The 17,083-nt window shown below is 73.0% G+C and carries 16 protein-coding genes; 8 read left to right on the forward strand and 8 right to left on the reverse strand.

Annotated elements, in window-relative coordinates; translation table 11 throughout:
• Positions 1-23: 23 nt before the first annotated feature.
• Positions 24-1,613 (forward strand): hypothetical protein, encoded by a 1,590-nt coding sequence (locus tag OHS17_RS05080; RefSeq protein WP_330311229.1) that lies wholly within the window; start codon positions 24-26, stop codon positions 1,611-1,613.
• Between the two features lie 51 nt (positions 1,614-1,664).
• Here the strand turns inward: OHS17_RS05080 and OHS17_RS05085 are convergent, their stop codons facing one another.
• Positions 1,665-3,167, reverse strand: coding sequence for an SCO1417 family MocR-like transcription factor (locus tag OHS17_RS05085; RefSeq protein WP_330311230.1), 1,503 nt, complete (start codon positions 3,165-3,167; stop codon positions 1,665-1,667).
• A gap of 102 nt (positions 3,168-3,269) precedes the next feature.
• On the opposite strand from OHS17_RS05085, the gene yczE reads away from it, so the two are divergent.
• From yczE to OHS17_RS05105, 4 genes are all read left to right on the forward strand, one after another.
• The gene (gene yczE / locus OHS17_RS05090; protein WP_330311231.1) at positions 3,270-3,932 is read left to right on the forward strand and encodes a membrane protein YczE; all 663 of its coding nucleotides are present in this window, start codon (positions 3,270-3,272) and stop codon (positions 3,930-3,932) included.
• Positions 3,929-4,693: a glycerophosphodiester phosphodiesterase gene (locus tag OHS17_RS05095; protein WP_018103958.1), complete on the forward strand. Its 765-nt coding sequence runs from the start codon at positions 3,929-3,931 to the stop codon at positions 4,691-4,693. Before yczE ends, OHS17_RS05095 begins: the two co-directional genes overlap by 4 nt.
• A gap of 50 nt (positions 4,694-4,743) precedes the next feature.
• On the forward strand, positions 4,744-6,120 hold the full coding sequence (locus tag OHS17_RS05100) for an MFS transporter (RefSeq protein WP_330311232.1): 1,377 nt from the start codon (positions 4,744-4,746) through the stop codon (positions 6,118-6,120).
• A gap of 274 nt (positions 6,121-6,394) precedes the next feature.
• Positions 6,395-6,769, forward strand: a complete 375-nt coding sequence (locus OHS17_RS05105) for an RNA polymerase-binding protein RbpA (RefSeq protein WP_003959706.1) — start codon at positions 6,395-6,397, stop codon at positions 6,767-6,769.
• A 55-nt stretch (positions 6,770-6,824) separates the two neighbouring features.
• On the opposite strand, the gene fxsA is transcribed toward OHS17_RS05105, so the two are convergent.
• The 4 genes from fxsA to OHS17_RS05125 all read right to left on the reverse strand — a co-directional run bounded on the left by fxsA (position 6,825) and on the right by OHS17_RS05125 (position 10,893).
• Positions 6,825-7,415, reverse strand: a complete 591-nt coding sequence (gene fxsA / locus OHS17_RS05110) for an FxsA family membrane protein (RefSeq protein WP_330311233.1) — start codon at positions 7,413-7,415, stop codon at positions 6,825-6,827.
• Positions 7,416-7,470: 55 nt separating this feature from the next.
• On the reverse strand, positions 7,471-8,238 hold the full coding sequence (locus tag OHS17_RS05115; protein ID WP_018103955.1) for a polyprenol monophosphomannose synthase: 768 nt from the start codon (positions 8,236-8,238) through the stop codon (positions 7,471-7,473).
• Positions 8,239-8,765: 527 nt separating this feature from the next.
• Positions 8,766-10,406: an amidohydrolase gene (locus OHS17_RS05120; RefSeq protein ID WP_330311234.1), complete on the reverse strand. Its 1,641-nt coding sequence runs from the start codon at positions 10,404-10,406 to the stop codon at positions 8,766-8,768.
• 46 nt (positions 10,407-10,452) lie between these two features.
• Positions 10,453-10,893, reverse strand: a complete 441-nt coding sequence (locus OHS17_RS05125; protein ID WP_018103953.1) for an Lrp/AsnC family transcriptional regulator — start codon at positions 10,891-10,893, stop codon at positions 10,453-10,455.
• 202 nt (positions 10,894-11,095) lie between these two features.
• Between OHS17_RS05125 and OHS17_RS05130 the strand changes: the two genes are divergently transcribed.
• Entirely contained in the window at positions 11,096-11,491 is a 396-nt protein-coding gene (locus OHS17_RS05130) for a hypothetical protein (protein WP_330311235.1), read from the forward strand.
• 397 nt (positions 11,492-11,888) lie between these two features.
• Here OHS17_RS05130 and OHS17_RS05135 read toward each other — a convergent pair whose 3' ends face one another.
• The gene (locus OHS17_RS05135) at positions 11,889-13,061 is read right to left on the reverse strand and encodes an acyl-CoA dehydrogenase family protein (RefSeq protein WP_018103951.1); all 1,173 of its coding nucleotides are present in this window, start codon (positions 13,059-13,061) and stop codon (positions 11,889-11,891) included.
• Positions 13,062-13,454: 393 nt separating this feature from the next.
• Between OHS17_RS05135 and OHS17_RS05140 the strand changes: the two genes are divergently transcribed.
• The gene (locus OHS17_RS05140; RefSeq protein ID WP_330311236.1) at positions 13,455-14,729 is read left to right on the forward strand and encodes a glycoside hydrolase family 18 protein; all 1,275 of its coding nucleotides are present in this window, start codon (positions 13,455-13,457) and stop codon (positions 14,727-14,729) included.
• A gap of 64 nt (positions 14,730-14,793) precedes the next feature.
• Here OHS17_RS05140 and OHS17_RS05145 read toward each other — a convergent pair whose 3' ends face one another.
• Entirely contained in the window at positions 14,794-14,943 is a 150-nt protein-coding gene (locus OHS17_RS05145; protein WP_018103949.1) for an SCO1431 family membrane protein, read from the reverse strand.
• 228 nt (positions 14,944-15,171) lie between these two features.
• Here OHS17_RS05145 and OHS17_RS05150 point away from each other — a divergent pair, with 228 nt between their 5' ends.
• Positions 15,172-15,636: an MSMEG_6728 family protein gene (locus OHS17_RS05150; RefSeq protein ID WP_330311237.1), complete on the forward strand. Its 465-nt coding sequence runs from the start codon at positions 15,172-15,174 to the stop codon at positions 15,634-15,636.
• Positions 15,637-15,656: 20 nt separating this feature from the next.
• Here OHS17_RS05150 and OHS17_RS05155 read toward each other — a convergent pair whose 3' ends face one another.
• Positions 15,657-17,069 (reverse strand): FAD-dependent oxidoreductase, encoded by a 1,413-nt coding sequence (locus tag OHS17_RS05155; protein WP_330311238.1) that lies wholly within the window; start codon positions 17,067-17,069, stop codon positions 15,657-15,659.
• Positions 17,070-17,083: the final 14 nt, after the last annotated feature.

The following is a 17,083-nucleotide window of genomic DNA, read 5'->3' on the forward strand; positions in this document are numbered from 1 at the left end:
ACCGACCCCTTCAGGAGACAGACGTGGCCAGGCGACCACTCCCCCGCATTCTGAGCAGCGGCAGCGCTTCGATCACTCGCAGTCGAGAGTTCGCGCGCACGGCCGCCGACAGCGCCACCGATGTGCTCCATCCGCTGATCACGCTCACGCGTGGTCTGCGGCTGCTGGCCGGCGCAGGACGGCAGAAGTGGGCCGCGACGCCCAAGGACCGGCGTGGCCCCACGCTGTTCCTCGTCGCGGCCTGCGTACTCGTGGTCGCGCTCATCCCGTACGGGCCGGTGCTGGCCCTCGTCACGGTGATGGGCGCAGCCGCATGGAAGGGGCGCGACCGCACCCCCGTCAGGACCGGCCCCGACGAGGCGGAGACCGCCCGGCTGCGGGCCCTGTACGAAGCCCTCGTGCCGTACTTCTCCACGGCCGACGACCCGAGCCCGCTGTTCAGCCACGGCGGCGACTGGGAGCAGGTCTTCAGCGGTTACGCGTTCGACGGCGACGGCCGCGTCTCGCGCCTCCAGGTCGCGTATCCCGCGTACTTCACCGACAGCGAGCCCGAGTCCCGGGCCCGGATCGAACAGCTGCTGCACGCCAAGTCGGGCCGCGGCCGGGAGTACCGGTTCAGCTGGGACGAGGAGGGCAACCGGCTCGTGATGAGCGTCCTGGACGCCCTGCCGACCTCGCTCACCGCCCAGCGCTTCGTCACCGCCCCCGGCGAGACCGTCCTCGGCTTCACGGACGAGGACGCCGTGCCGCGCACCCTCCCGGTGAGCGACGACGCCGGCACCCGGGACGCGCCCGGCGTCGTCTGGCGCACCGGCCCCCGCTCCACCGAACCCCACCTGCTCGTCGCCGGGCAGCCCGGCAGCGGCACCACCAGCCTGCTGCGGTCCATCGCCCTCCAGGCGCTCCAGCAGGGCGACATCCTCGTCGTGGAGGGCAGCGGCACCGGCGAGTACGCCTGCTTCACCGGGCGCGAAGGCGTCCTGGCCGTCGAGTGCGGGCCCGCCGGCGCGCTCTCCACGCTGGAGTGGGCGGCCAACGAGACGGAACGCCGGCTGATCGAGGCGAACCGCGCCCGGCAGGCCGGGGACCCGGTCCCCGAGGACCTGACGCGGCCGCTCTGGATCCTCCTGGACCGGCCGAGCGCGCTCGCCCGCCCGTCCGGCGACGGCACGCCCGACGCGCAGGAACTGCTCCAGATCCCGCTGCGGCACGGCCGGGCCGCCAACGTCGTCGTGGTCCTCGCCGAGGCGTTCGACCACCTCGACGGCCTCGGTGAGACCGTCCGGACGCACACCAGGGCCCGGGTGGTGCTCGGCGAGTGCACCGCCGCACAGGTCGAGTCGGTGCTCGGCACCGGACCGCACACCACCCCGCCGCCGGACGCCCCGGCCGGCCGCGGCTACGCCCGGTTCGGCGCCGGTCCGGTGCTGCGCATCCAGGTCCCGGCCACGCCCGACCCGTACGACGACGCCACGAGCGAGGCGCAGCGCGCGGCGGTGCTGAGCCTGCTGCCGGAGCGGCGCACGGCGGTCGAGGCGGGGGCACCGGAACCGGCGCCGGCCGAGGCCGTGGAGGCGCCGGTCGCGCTGGAGGCCGTGGCCGTCGGCGACTGAACGCGTGACGGCGACGGAGGAGGGCCCGGCAGCGTGCCGGCCCTCCTCCGTTCACGCCACGAACGTGCGCGGTGCCTCCACGCCCGCCCCGCCGCCCGCGCCGACCAGCCGGGCCGCCTGGGCGAGACGCTGGGCCGCCTCGTCCGCGACCGGGCCGCCGACCGTGAACGGCAGCCGCACGTAGCCCTCGAAGGCGCCGTCGACCCCGAACCGGGGGCCGGACGGCACCCGCACCCCGACGCCTTCCCCGGCGACCGCGAGCCGGGAGCCGGAGAGGCCGCCGGTGCGCACCCAGAGCGTGAGCCCGCCCGCGGGCACGGAGAACTCCCACTCCGGCAGCTCCCGGCGCACGGCCGCGACCAGCGCGTCGCGGTTCTCCCGGGCCTGTTCCCGGCGCAGCCGCACGGCCTCCTGCCAGCCGCCGGTGCGCATCAGCCAGTTCACCGCGAGCTGTTCGAGGACGGGGGTGCCCATGTCGGCGTACGCGCGGGCGGCGACCAGGCTGCGGATCACGTCGGGCGCGGCCCGTACCCAGCCGATCCGCATGCCCGCCCAGAACGCCTTGCTGGCCGAGCCCACGGTCAGGACCGTGCTGCCCGCCGGGTCGAACGCGCAGACCGGGCGCGGCATCGCCACGTCCTCGTCGAGGTGCAGCTCCCGCATCGTCTCGTCCACGACGAGCACCGTGCCCGCCGAGCGGGCGGCGTCCACCAGCGCCCGGCGGCGCTCCTCGTCGGCCAGCGCCCCGGTCGGGTTGTGGAAGTCCGCGACGACGTAGCCGAGCCGGGGCGCGGCGTCCCGCAGGACCTGGCGCCACCGGTTCAGGTCCCAGCCGCCGAGCCCCTCCTCCATGGCGACGGGGACCAGCCGGGCGCCCGCCTCGCGCATCAGCTGGAGGATGTTGGCGTAGCTCGGGGACTCCACCGCGATGCGTTCGCCGCGTCCGGCGAAGAGGTGGCAGATGGCGTCGATGGCGCCCATCGCGCCGGTGGTGACCATGATCTGCTCGGGCATGGTCGGGATGCCGTCGGCGGTGTAGCGGTCGGCGATCATCTGGCGCAGGGTGGGCAGCCCGGCGGGGTAGTCGCCGTGGGTGTGGGCGTACGGGGGCAGTTCCTCCAGGGCGCCCTGGACGGCCCGGGTGAGCCAGGGCTCGGGGGCCGGCAGCGAGGCGCAGCCCAGGTCGATCATGGAGCCCAGGGCCTCGGGCGGCAGGGGCTCCAGGCCGCGGGCGGGCAGCGGGTTGCCCGCCGGGACCGCCGTCCAGCTGCCCGCCCCGCGCCGGGACTCCAGGAAGCCCTCGGCCCGCAGCGCCTCGTAGGCGGCGGCGACCGTGGTGCGGCTGACGGCGAGGGCGAGGGCGAGCTCGCGTTCGGCGGGGAGGCGGGCGGCGACCGCGACCCGGCCCTCCAGGACGAGGAGCCGGATACCGTCGGCGAGGGCGCGGTAGGCGGGCGGGCGGCGGCTGCCGGGTCCGGCCGGCCGCTGCTGCTGCTGGGCCTGGAGCTGCCGGGCCAGCTGCGCCGCGCCGACCGCCGAAGTCCACTGCGCCATGAGAATCAGTCCACCTTCCTCGGATTGGCCATGGTTGGCGGCCAATCCCCTGCCACAGAGTGACACGGAGCGGTCCAACACCACCACACCAGGGGGCACCCCTTGTCCAACACCCTCGTCCCGCAGGGGGCGCACCTCACCCGTCGGCTGGTCCAGCTGTACGCGGGGCTCGCGCTGTACGGGGCGAGCTCGGCCCTCCTGGTCGTCGCCGGTCTCGGCCTGGAGCCGTGGGGCGTGCTGCACCAGGGCCTCGCCGAGCGCACCGGGATCAGCATCGGGGTGGTGTCGATCATCATCGGGGCGATCGTGCTGCTGCTGTGGATCCCGCTGCGGCAGCGGCCGGGCCTGGGCACGGTGTCCAACGTGTTCGCCGTGGGGATCGCGATGGACGGCACGCTCGCCCTGGTCCCCGAGGTGCACGGCCTGGTGGCGCGGGCCGGGGTGATGGCGGCGGGGATCGTGCTGAACGGTGTGGCGACGGGGCTGTACATCAGCGCCCGGTTCGGCCCCGGCCCCCGGGACGGCCTGATGACCGGGCTGCACCGGCGGACCGGCCGGTCGATCCGGCTGGTGCGCACCGCGATCGAGATCGCCGTCGTGGTCACGGGGTTCCTGCTCGGCGGGTCCCTCGGCGTCGGCACGGTGCTGTACGCCGTGGCCATCGGCCCGCTCGCCCAGGTCTTCCTGCGGGTCTTCGCGATCCCCGGGGAAAGCGCCCCCTCGGCCGGGACGTCCGCGCCCCGGCGGTCCATACTGCGGCGGTGACCTCCGAACGCCACCCCTATCTCGACCACCCCGTTCCGCTCGCGTTCGCCCACCGGGGCGGGGCGGCGGACGGCATCGAGAACACGGCCGCCGCCTTCCGCCGGGCCGCCGACGCCGGGTACCGCTACTTCGAGACCGATGTGCACGCGTCGGCGGACGGCCGGCTCGTCGCCTTCCACGACGCCACGCTGGACCGGGTGACGGACGCCCGGGGCCGCCTGGCGGAGCTTCCGTGGAGCGAGATAGGCCGGGCCCGGGTCGCCGGGCGCGAGCCGCTGCCGCTGTTCGAGGAGCTGCTGGAGACGTTCCCCGAGGCCCGGTGGAACGTGGACGTGAAGGCGGAGGCCGCCCTCCTGCCGCTCCTGGAGCTGATCCGCGCGACGGACGCCTGGGACCGGGTGTGCGTCGGCTCGTTCTCCGAGGCCCGGGTGGCCAGGGCGCACCGGCTGGGCGGCCCGCGCCTGGCGACTTCGTACGGCGTGCGCGGGGTGCTCGGCCTGCGGCTGCGCTCGTACGGCATCCCGGCCGCGCTGCGCGCCGGAGCGGTGTGCGCGCAGGTGCCGGAGAGCCAGAACGGCATCCGGGTGGTCGACCGCCGCTTCGTGCGCGAGGCCCATGCGCGCGGGCTCCAGGTGCATGTGTGGACGGTGAACGAACCGGAGCGGATGGCCGCTCTCCTGGACCTGGGGGTGGATGGCATCATGACCGATCACATCGAGACGCTGCGCACGGTGCTGAGCGAGCGGGGGGCCTGGGCCTGACCCGCCGCCGCCCGGCCGGTGTCTTCACGGGGAGATTCCAGGGGGGCGCCATGACGGCCGAGACCGCAGACACCGCCGGGCCGGCCGACGGCGCGGCGGGCCCGGACGGCCCGGCCGCGCGGCGCAGGGAACAGCGCGGCTGGTACTTCTACGACTTCGCGTGCTCCGTCTACTCCACGAGCGTCGTCACGGTCTTCCTCGGCCCGTATCTGACCTCGGTCGCCAAGTCCGCCGCGGACCCGGACGGCTTCGTCCACCCGCTCGGCATCCCGGTGCGCGCCGGGTCGCTGTTCGCGTACGCGGTGTCGGCCTCGCTCGTCCTGGCGATCGTCCTGATGCCCGTGGTGGGCGCGGCCGCCGACCGTACGGGCCGCAAGAAGCCGCTCCTCGCGGTGACGGCCTACACCGGGGCCGCGGCGACGACCGCCATGTTCTTCCTGGACGGGGACCGCTATCTGCTCGGCGCCTTCCTGCTCATCGTGGCGAACGCCGCGACGGCGGTGGCGATGATGGTCTACAACTCCTACCTGCCGCAGATCGCGGAGCCCGAGGAGCGCGACGACGTCTCCTCGCGGGGCTGGGCCTTCGGCTACACCTCCGGGGCGCTCGTCCTCGTACTGAATCTGATCCTGTACTCGGGCCACGACTCCTTCGGCCTCTCCGAGTCCCAGGCCGTGCGGATCTGCCTGGCGTCGGCGGGCCTCTGGTGGGGCGTCTTCACCGTCATCCCGCTGCGCCGGCTGCGCGACCGCCGGGTGGCGCCGGGCGGGCGGGGCCCGGCGACGGGCTCGGGGTGGCGGCAGCTGCGGGCCACGCTGGCGGACATGCGGCGCCATCCGCTGACCCTGTCCTTCCTGCTCGCCTACCTGGTCTACAACGACGGCGTCCAGACCGTGATCTCGCAGGCGTCGGTGTACGGCTCCGAGGAGCTGGGCCTCGGCCAGTCGACGCTGATCACGGCGGTGCTGCTGGTGCAGGTGCTCGCGGTGGCCGGGGCGCTGGCGATGGGCCGGATGGCCCGGGTGTACGGCGCGAAGCGCACGATCCTGGGTTCGCTGGTGGTGTGGACGCTGATCCTGGTCGCCGGGTACTTCCTGCCCGCCGGGTCGCCCGTCTTCTTCTACGTGCTGGCGGCGGCGATCGGCCTGGTGCTGGGCGGCAGCCAGGCGCTGTCCCGCTCGCTGTTCTCGCATCTGGTGCCGCGCGGCAAGGAGGCCGAGTACTTCTCGGCGTACGAGATGAGCGACCGCGGTCTGAGCTGGCTGGGGCCCCTGGTCTTCGGCCTGGCCTACCAGCTGACCGGCAGCTACCGGGACGCGATCATCTCGCTGGTGGTCTTCTTCGTCGTGGGTTCGGTGCTGCTCGCGCGGGTCCCGCTCAGGCAGGCGGTGGCGGCGGCGGGAAACCCCGTACCGGAGCGGATTTAGACGTTGAAGTAAAAGGCCGGTAGTGTACGCCTTTGGCCTGCCCCGGGTGACCGTTACGGCGAGTGGAACTTCGCGAACCGTTGGGTGACAACTTCCGTCAAAGGTGACAAACCGGGTATGGGCGGGTACTTGAACCCTGGGAAACCTGAAAATCAGCGGTTCGACGGGCGACGCATGACCGGCAACGGGAATCTTTGCCGCCGACCGGACGTTGACCGATTGACGACGACAGCGACACCTGTCCTGTGGGCGACAAGCCCGGGAGGCACGATTCATGAGTGAGCGAGCTCTCCGCGGCACGCGACTCGTGGTTACCAGCTACGAGACGGACCGCGGCATCGATCTGGCCCCGCGCCAGGCGGTGGAGTACGCATGCCAGAACGGACATCGATTCGAGATGCCGTTCTCGGTAGAGGCCGAAATTCCGCCGGAGTGGGAGTGCAAGGCGTGTGGCGCCCAGGCACTCCTGGTGGACGGGGATGGCCCCGAGGAGAAGAAGGGCAAGCCCGCGCGTACGCACTGGGACATGCTCATGGAGCGGCGCACGCGCGAGGAGCTGGAGGAGGTGCTGGCCGAACGGCTGGCCGTCCTGCGCTCCGGGGCGATGAACATTGCTGTGCACCCTCGGGACAGCAGGAAGTCTGCTTGACCGAGCAAGAACCGCGGGCCCCGACACAGATTCTGTGTCGGGGCCCGCGGTTTTTTCACGGCGTAAGCGGCGGGCGCGGGTCGTCGCTCGGGCCCGGGTGGTCGCGGGGCGGTTCGTCGCGGATGACCTCGCCCTGGACCACCTTGCCGTCCGGGCGGTGGATGCGGGCCTGCTGGAAGGCGTCCGAGAAGCCGCCCGGGGCGGCCCTCCGCATGCGGCGGTCCAGCGAGCGTTCCGCGTAACGGCTGAGTGCCGTGCGCACCGGCGGGATCAGGAGCAGCAGCCCGGCCACGTCCGAGAGCAGGCCGGGGATCATGATCAGCAGCCCGCCGAGCATCAGGAAGCCGTTGCCCCGGCCGCTCTCGGGGTCGGCGGGCGAGGAGCCGTCCGCGCCCGGCTGCCCCGGCATCCGCTGAAGCGTCTCCGTGAGGTTGCGGAAGGCCCGGCGGCCCGCGCCCTTGATCACCGCGGCGCCGAGCACGATCCCGGCGGCCAGCAGGATCACGACGGTCAGCCCGCCCGCGACATCGGCCACCAGGATCAGCAGCCAGATCTCCAGCACCGCCCAGGCGGCGACGGCGAGAGGTACGAAGGTCCGGGCGCGCGAGCGCTTGCGGGCGGTCGGAGGCGGTGTGCCGGTCGTCATGCCCCCAGTGTGCCTGGCCACGCGTCCGTACGCCGTAAGGGGGTGACCGGCCGGATCAAGGGGTACGGCGGCCGAGCACCTTGTTCGTCCGGCTGGTGACGCCCCAGGCGGTCACCCGCCACAGCGCCTCGACCAGGATGTCCTTGCTCATCTTGGAGTCGCCGACCTCGCGGTCCACGAAGGTGATCGGCACCTCCACCACATGGAAACCGGCCTCGATCGCGCGGCGAGCCAGGTCGACCTGGAAGCAGTAGCCCTGCGAGGCGACCGCGTCCAGGCCGATGCCCTTCAGGGTCTCGGTGCGGAAGGCGCGGTAGCCGCCGGTGACGTCCCGGGTCCGCAGGCCCAGCATCAGCCGGGAGTACGTGCTGCCGCCGCGCGAGATGAACTCGCGGGACTTGGGCCAGTTCACCACCCGGCCGCCGGGCACCCAGCGGGAGCCGAGGACCAGGTCCGCGCCCTTGAGCGCGGTGAGCAGCCGGGGCAGCTCCTCGGGCTGGTGGGAGCCGTCGGCGTCCATCTCGACCAGGACGCCGTAGTCGTGGTCCATGCCCCAGCGGAAGCCGGCGAGGTAGGCCGCGCCGAGCCCTTCCTTGCCCTTGCGGTGCAGGACGTGGACGTGGTCGTCGTCCGCGGCCAGCTCGTCGGCCAGCTTGCCCGTGCCGTCGGGGCTGTTGTCGTCGGCGACGAGGATGTGGGCCTCCGGCACGGCGGCGCGCACCCGGCTCACGATCGGCTTGATGTTCTCGGCCTCGTTGTAGGTCGGGATGATCACCAAGACACTGCCGAGCGGACCGAATTGCCGCTGACCGCCGTCGTTCACTTACTGCCCCTCACGTCCGTACGCAGGTGCACACCATATCGAGCGCGGCGGGGCGGGACGCCGACCCGGTCGGGGTGGCGCCGGAGCCGCGGCGGACAGAAGAGCGGAATCGGGGACAGAAGTGCGGATCGGGGCCCGGTGTCCTTCGGGCCGACCTGGGACCCGCTGGCTGCGGGTCGACCTAGAGCCGTTGTCTACTGAACGTCCGGGCCCCACCCGGGTCGCACCCTCCGTCCGGCTGAAACCTTCCCTCGCCCCCGAGGCGCGGGCGCTGAACCTGGCTGTCAGTGGCGGTGCGCCGGTGCGGCACACCACCCCGTGACCCAGCGGCGTTCGACGACTGCGTGGAGGTTTTACCGGTCGGACGTCCTGTGGTGGACTCGGCCGAACCTACCGGCCGATGGCCGCATTCTGTCAATACTTGCCTGACCTGCGTCGATTACCGAAATTGCCTGGTCAGTCCCGAAGATCCCCAGGTGGCGGAAGAGCAGACCGGCCTTCGATCGGCGGACCGGAATGTCCGCACGTCACTCGTTCGGCCTTACGTAGACAGTTTGTCCGAGGACCACAGTGCGCAGGCAGACCGGCAGGTCGGCACCGGGGCCGAGGTCGGGCAGTCCCGGCGTCCCGGACCGGGGGTCGGTCGACCAGCGCGCCACCCGGTCGTCCGGCGCCTGGACCACCAGCTGATCGGTGCGCCACACCGCGTAGTCGGCCGGGGCGCCGGGCACCAGGGTCCCCGCGTCGTCCCGCCCCAGGGCCCGCCAGCCGCCCCGGGTGTGCGCGGTGAAGGCCGCCCGGACCGAGACGCGGTGCTCCAGCGTCCGGTGGAAGGCGGCGGCCCGTACGGTCCCCCACGGGTCCAGCGGGGTCACCGGGCTGTCCGAGCCGAAGGCGAGCGGCACACCGGCCCGCAGCAGCGCCGCGTACGGGTTGAGCGTGGCGGCCCGTCCGGCGCCGAGGCGCTGGGCGTACATGCCCTCCTCGCCGCCCCACGCGGCGTCGAAGGCGGGCTGGACGGAGGCGGTGAGGCCCAGCTCCGCGAAGGCCGCGACGGTCTCCGGGGTGAGCATCTCCGCGTGCTCGACGCGGTGCCGGGCGGCCCGCACCCGGGGCAGGCCCACCTTCTCGGCGGCGGCCCTGACGCCCTCGACGACCGACGAGAGCGCCGCGTCCCCGATGGCGTGGAAGCCCGCCTGGAGCCCCGCCTCGGTGCAGGCGGCGACGTGGGCGGCGATCCGGGCGGCGTCCAGGTGGGCGGTGCCGGTGTGCGGGGCGTCGGCGTACGGCTCGTGCAGACAGGCCGTGTGCGAGCCGAGCGAGCCGTCCACGAAGAGGTCACCGGCCGCGCCGACGGCACCGAGCTCGCGGATCCGCCGGGCGTCCTTCTCGTCGGCCACCTCCTGGGCCCAGTAGCCGAAGACCCGGGGCCCGGGCTGCTCGGCGGCCACCTTCAGCAGCCCGGTGAAGTCCTCCTCGTCGGAGATGTCGGGGCCGCCGCACTCGTGGAGCGAGCCGATACCGAGGGAGGCGGCGTGGCGCAGCGCGGCACGCTGCGCCTCGGCGCGCTGGGCGGGCGTGACGGCGTCGTGGGCGGCCGCGCGCACGGCGTGGTGGGCGGCGGCGGTCAGCGGTCCCTCGGGGTCGTATCCGGGCATCGTGGTGACGCCGGGGACGAGGTCGAGCAGGGCGGTGCTCACGACCGCGGAGTGCACGTCGACCCGGGGCAGGTAGACGGGCCGGCCGGCCGCCGCCTCGTCCAGCTCGGCGCGGGAGGGCGGGCGCTGCTCGGGCCAGCGGGTGGCGTCCCAGCCGTGTCCGAGGACGACCCGGTCGGCGGGGTGGGCGGTGACGTGGGCGCGGACGCGGGCGAGGGCGTCGCCGAGGGTGCGGGCGCCGGAGAGGTCGAGTCCGGTGAGGGCCAGACCGGTCGAGGTGGTGTGGACGTGGGCGTCGGTGAACGCGGGGGTGACCAGGGCCCCTTCGAGGTCGATCACCTCGTCGACGCCGCTCGCGAAGGCGTCGGCGGCGCCTTCGGAGCCCACCCAGGCGACATGGCCCCGTTCGACCACCATGGCGGTGGCGAAGGGGTCGGCGGGGCTGTGGACGTCTCCACCGCGCAGCAGCACGGTGCGGTGTTCGCTCTGGGGGGCGGTGCTCTCGGTCATGAGCACCAGTCTCCCGCCTGGGCGCGCGCACCCCGTGCGCGCCCCCTCAGATCTGCGGCGGGCGCGCCTCGTACGGGGTGGACAGGACGACCGTGGTGCGGGTGGAGACGCCGGCGAGCGAGCGGATGCGGGTGAGCAGGTTCTCCAGCTCCAGCGGGGTCGCCACGCGGACCTTGAGGATGTAGTTCTCGTCGCCGGCGACGCTGTGGCACGCCTCCAGCTCCGGGACGCCGGCGAGCCGTTCGGCGATGTCGTCCGGGGCGCTGGGGTCGAACGGCTTGACGGAGATGAACGCGGTCAGCGGCAGGCCGACCGCCTCCGGGTCCACGACCGCGGCGTAGCCGCGGATCACCCCGCGCTGCTCCAGCCTGCGGACGCGCTGATGAACCGCCGAGGTGGACAGGCCGGTGGCCTTGCCCAGGTCGGTGTAGCTCATCCGCCCGTCCTTGACGAGCAACTCCACGATGTGACGGTCCAGCTCCTCCATATGGATCAATCTATGGCCATGAGTCGTTCCCGGCACAGCTGCCCAGCCCTTGGGACGGCACCTGCGCCGGGCATGTGACCAACGCCACATGTTTACGCGACAGTAGGGGGACACGGAACGGTTACGGCCGATCGGTGGCGGGAAGTGCTTGCTGTGGCCGAGGCCACAGCGTCATGCCGGCCCATCCGAGGGGGGATTTCCCATGCCACACCTGAAGCTCACCGGACGTACCGAACCGGAGCCCGTTGATCCGTTCGAGGACTCCGCTCCCGACGCGTACGACACCTTCGAGATGTACCGGGTCATGTGCCCGGACTGCGCGCAGCCCATCGCGCTCCTGGCGGACGAGGACGTGCTCCCGGAGCACGCGCTGTGCCCGTCCCCGTGGAACCCGTTCGTGCTCACCGTCTGCCCCGGTACGGGCCGTGCCGCCGGGGACCCGCCGGCCGAGGCGGACGGGGTGCAGGAGCAGGAGACGGCGCTGCTGCTGACGCTCCCGCAGGGGCTGGACTGGCGGACGCAGCCCTTCTCACACGCCGGCGGTGCCGGTTCCCGCCCGATCCGGGTGACCTCCCCGGTCCGGCGCGAGGCCGCCTGAGCTTCCCTTCCCGAACGCGCGGCCGGGGTGCGGGAGCAACCCGGCAGCCGGGGGGAACCGGGTGAACATTCGCCCGAATCGAACAGCCAGTGACCCCGCCGCGCCCCACGGCGTTGCCCCGGTATGACCCCGCTGCATTCCACGGCCGGCCCCGGGCGACGCCGTCTCGCCGCTCCCCCCTCCGAAGAATCGGTTCCGCAGTCCGGTTCCGTACCGGCGTCCCGGTCCGAACCGCCCCGGTCCGCGCCGCGCGCGGTGCCCCATTCGAGCGATCCGCCGATCTACCGGGCGCTGCTGCGGCACTGGGAGAGCACGGGCCGGACCCTGCCGGGCCGTCATGACCAGGACTGGAACCGGATCATGACGACGCCCGTGTGGTCCGAGCGGCCGCTGCGGGTCAGCGGGACTCAGGGCCCGCGAGGTGGCGCGCGATGACCATCCGCTGAATCTGGTTGGTGCCCTCCACGATCTGGAGCACCTTGGCCTCGCGCATGAGGCGTTCGACGGGGAAGTCCTGCGTGTAGCCGTAGCCGCCGAGCACCTGGACGGCGTCGATGGTCACCTGCATCGCGGCGTCCGTGCAGAAGAGCTTGGCCATGGCGGCCTGGCGCGAGAAGGGGCGGCCCGCGTCCCTCAGCCGGGCGGCCTCCAGGTAGAGCGCGCGGCCGGCCTCGATGCGGGTCGCCATGTCGGCGAGCATGAAGCGCAGGCCCTGGAAGTCCGCGATGGGGCGGCCGAACTGCTTGCGGCCGGTGGCGTAGTCGAGGGCCGCGCCCAGCGCGGCCTGGGCGACGCCGATGGCGCAGGCGGCGATGCCGAGGCGGCCGGAGTCGAGGGCGGACAGGGCGATCGCGAAGCCCTGGCCCTCCTCGCCGATCCGGCGGGCGTCGGGGATGCGGACGCCGTCGAAGTGGAGCTGGGCGGTGGGCGAGCCCTTCATGCCCATCTTCTTCTCGGGGACGGCCGCGCTCAGCCCGGCGGCGTCACCGGGGACGAGGAAGGCGGTGATGCCCCGGGCGCCCTCGGCGCCGGTGCGGGCCAGCACGGTGTAGAAGTCGGCGATGCCGCCGTGCGTGATCCAGGCCTTGGTGCCGGTGATCACCCAGTCGTCGCCGTCCCGTACGGCCTTGGTGCGCAGCGAGGCGGCGTCGGAGCCGGAGGCCGGTTCGGAGAGGCAGTAGGCGCCGAGCAGGCCACCGGAGAGCATCGACGGGAGGTGTTCGGCGCGCTGCTCCTTGGTGCCGTAGCCGGCGAGTCCGTGGCAGGCGAGGGAGTGCACGCTGACGCCGAGGCCGACGGTGAGCCGGGCGGCGCTGAGCTCTTCGAGGACCTGGAGGTAGACCTCGTACGGCTGGTCGCCGCCGCCGTGTTCGGAGTCGTAGGGCAGGCCGAGCAGGCCGGACTCGGAGAGCAGGGTGAAGACCTCGCGGGGGAAGCGGCCCGCTTCCTCCTCCTCGGCCGCCCCCGGGACGATCTCCCGCTGGGCGATGTCCCGTACGAGGTCGATCAGCTGGCTGGATTCCTCGGTGGGCAGACGGCGTTCGACCCACTGCGGGGCACGGTCGGACATGACGGCGCTCTCCTCCCTGTCGGGCGTTGCGGCGGTCGCACGCGCGGGGTGTGAGCGGCGCCGCCGGGGGGATCTCCGGGCGATGCCCGAAATCACTGCTGCCCAGCCGATGTTGCCCTCCCGGATTACGAGAGGCGCAGGCAGGCGGCTGTGGCGGGACGAGTATGCCCGATCGGATGGCATCCGTCACCGGTTGACCGAACATGTGGATGACCGGGTGTCCGGAACCCGGCTCCGGGCGCCCGGAGATCATCGATATTGGTCCGAACCATTGACCCAACTGGTCTAGTCCTTCTACCGTTCCCGGCGAACCGGCTTTCCGCGTTCATGCCAAATCTGAGCGCCGGAAGCCGGTAGTCCATTGGCACGTCCCCTCCCCCACGAGGAGCAACCATGACCGGACTGCATCGCCCGGGAGCCCGTCTGCGGGCCCTCGCCGCTGCCGCGTGTACCGCAGCTCTGGGCGCAGCCCTGCTCGGCGTCGCCGGCACCGGTTCCGCCGGCGCGGCCCCCGCCGCGCCCCGGGCCGCCGCACCGGCAGCAGCACCCGCCGCCCCCACAGCGGCCGGTGACAAGGTGGTCGGATACTTCACCGAATGGGGTGTCTACGACCGCAATTACCATGTCAAGAACATCGAGACCTCGGGCTCGGCCGACAAGCTCACGCACATCAACTACGCCTTCGGCAACGTCCAGGGAGGCAAGTGCACGGTCGGTGACTCGTACGCGGACTACGAGAAGGCGTACACCGCCGACCAGTCCGTCGACGGCGTCGCGGACACCTGGGACCAGGAGCTGCGGGGCAACTTCAACCAGCTGCGCAAGCTGAAGAAGCTGCACCCGGACCTGAAGGTGCTCTGGTCGTTCGGCGGCTGGACCTGGTCCGGCGGCTTCGGTGAGGCCGCGCAGAACCCGGCCGCGTTCGCCGACTCCTGCTACAACCTGGTCGAGGACCCGCGCTGGGCCGATGTGTTCGACGGCATCGACATCGACTGGGAGTACCCCAACGACTGCGGCCTGACCTGTGACACCAGCGGCCGGGAGGCCTACGGCAACCTGCTGTCGGCGCTGCGTACGAAGTTCGGCGGCGACAACCTGGTCACCTCGGCGATCAGCGCGGACGGTTCGGAGGGCGGCAAGCTGGACGCCGCCGACTACGGGGGCGCGGCGCAGTACGTCGACTGGTACAACCCGATGACGTACGACTTCTTCGGCGCCTGGGACGCGAAGGGCCCGACGGCCCCGCACTCCCCGCTGACCTCCTACGAGGGCATCCCGAAGGACGGCTTCAACAGCGAGGCGGCCATCGAGAAGCTGAAGGCGCAGGGCGTCCCGGCCTCGAAGCTGCTGCTCGGCATCGGCTTCTACGGGCGCGGCTGGACCGGCGTCACGCAGGACGAGCCGGGCGGAACGGCAACCGGCGCGGCCGCGGGCACGTACGAGGCGGGCATCGAGGACTACAAGGTCCTCAAGAACACGTGCCCCGCCACGGGCACCGTCGCGGGCACGGCGTACGCGCACTGCGGCAGCAACTGGTGGAGCTACGACACCCCGGAGACCATCGGCACCAAGATGGCGTACAAGAACCAGCAGGGCCTGGGTGGCACCTTCTTCTGGGAGCTGAGCGGTGACACCACCGACGGCGAGCTGATCAAGGCGATCAACTGACCCGGTAGCGCGGTGAACGTCGGGGGCGGGGAGCCTTTCGGACTCCCCGCCCCCGACGCTCGTACTAGAGCAGGCCGAGCTGCGTGACGAGCATGGCGACCACGACCACGAGGGTCCAGCCCACGATGTGCTCCAGCAGCTGGGGGCCGTCGTCGGGGCCGCCGGTGCGGGCGCGGCGGCGGGCGGCGGTGAGGGTGGCGGCAGTCGCGCTCATGGCATCTCGTTCGGTCGGCCGGCAGAAGGTGTACCCAGCACCCGGCCGGGACCCGACCACAGTGCCAGCCCGGCGGGTCCGGGGGTAGAGACGTCCGTCACTGCCCCCGGGGCGTCCCCGCGTGCCACCCCGGCCGCCACCCCCGCGACGTGCGCAAACCGTACGAACGGGGAGGCCCGGGCGGCGAGGCATGTGCCGCAGACCACAGCGCGCGGGTAGACAGGGCGTATGCAGACCTTCCTCCCCTATTCCGGCTTCACGGAGTCGGCCGCCGTCCTGGACGCCAGGCGGCTCGGCAAGCAGCGGGTGGAGGCTCTTCAGGTGTTCCGCGGCCTGACCGTGCCGGGATACGGGTGGCGCAGGCATCCGGCGGTGCGGATGTGGGCCGGGTACGAGGAGGCGCTCGTCCGGTACGGGCTCGACGTCTGCGCGGTCTGGACGGCCGAGGGGCGCGCCGACACCTGCGCGGGCACCCTCGTCGACGACTACCGGGCCCACACGGACGGCGCGCCGGTCCGCCCCCAGTCCGAGCTGGCGGCGGAGAGGGAGCTTCCACCGTGGCTGGGCGACCCGGATTTCCACCGGAGCCATCAGTCGGCGCTGGTCCGCAAGGACCCGGAGCACTACCGGGGCCGCTTCCCCGGCGTGCCGGACGACCTGCCGTACGTATGGCCGTCGTCGGACCGGGCTTAGGGCCCAGGACGTCAGCAGCCTCAGCCGGTCGGGCCGAACCGCCGCAGGTAGGCGTCGAGGCCGTCCGGTGTGGTGCCGGTCCAGCCGATGTACCCGTCCGGCCGTACGAGGAAGAGCCCGGTGCCGTACGCGCCGGGCGCACTCCCGCTCACCACCCGGGCGACCGGTCCGCCAGGAGCGCCGGGTGCGTCGGTCCCGAGCGCGAGCAGCGTCCAGTGCGGACCCCGGAAGGCGTCGAAGAGCCTGACGCCGTCCACGGTCGCGTCGGGGGCGCGGTCGCCGGCCCGGAGCGCGCCCTCCGGGACCGCCTCTCGCGTCTCCTCGGTGAGCGGCGACTCGCGGTATCCGAGGCCCAGTTGGCGGGTGGCACCGCCTCGGCGGACCTCGCCGCGGTGGACGCCGGTGGACAGGTCGAGCATCTGGGCGGCGACCGGGCGCCGCTCCTCCTCGTAGCTGTCCAGGAGCGCGGCCGGGGCGCCGCCCGTCAGGACCGCGCCCAGCTTCCAGCCCAGGTTGTAGGCGTCCTGGACGCTGGTGTTCAGGCCCTGGCCGCCCGCCGGGGAGTGCACGTGCGCGGCGTCCCCGGCGAGGAAGACCCGGCCCGCCCGGAAGCGGTCGGCCAGGGCGGCGCGGGGGCGGAAGTCCGAGGCCCAGCGCACCTCGGTCACGGCCTCGGCGGGGAGGTGCGAGCGCTCGGCGACGACCTTGCGGATGCCGTCCGGGGTGAGGTCGACGCCGGTGCCCTCCGCGAACCGGGCGGTCACCTGGAAGTCCTCCGTGCCGGCCAGCGGCCAGATCGCGAGGTGGTCGTCGCCGTCGCGGGGCGGGAAGATGTGCCAGTTGTCGCGGTCCAGGCCGGTGATCCGGACGTCCGCGACCAGCATCGGGTTCGGGTCGACGGTCTCCCCCGTCATCCCGATGCCCAGCGCGCGGCGCACCGCCGACCGGCCACCGTCGGCGGCGACCAGATAGCGGCCGCGCACCGTACCGCCACCGGAGAGCCGCAGGGTGACGCCCTCCGCGTCCTGCGTGAGGCCGGCCGCCTCCCGGCCGAAGGCGACCTCGCCGCCCAGTTCCGCGAGCCGCGCGGCCAGGATCTCCTGGGTGCGCCACTGCGGCACCATCCACGGCCTGTTGTACGGAGAGTCCTCGGTCGGCTCGACCGGGTCGAACAGGTGGTGCTCGCCGACCCGCTCCCCGTCGCGCCAGACCATGCCGACCGGGTAGGTACCGCCCGCCGCGTGGATCGCGTCGATGACCCCGAGGTCGTCGAAGACCTCCATGGTCCGGGGCTGGAGGCCCTTGCCCCGGGAGCCGGGAAACAGCTCGTCCGCGCGCTCCAGGACGCGCGCGTGCACGCCGCGCCGGGCCAGGTCCACTCCGAGGGCGAGACCGGTGGGGCCCGCGCCGACGATCACGACATCCGCGTCCATGACGATTCTCCTTA

Source organism: Streptomyces sp. NBC_00523 (genome assembly GCF_036346615.1).
Lineage (GTDB): Bacteria > Actinomycetota > Actinomycetes > Streptomycetales > Streptomycetaceae > Streptomyces.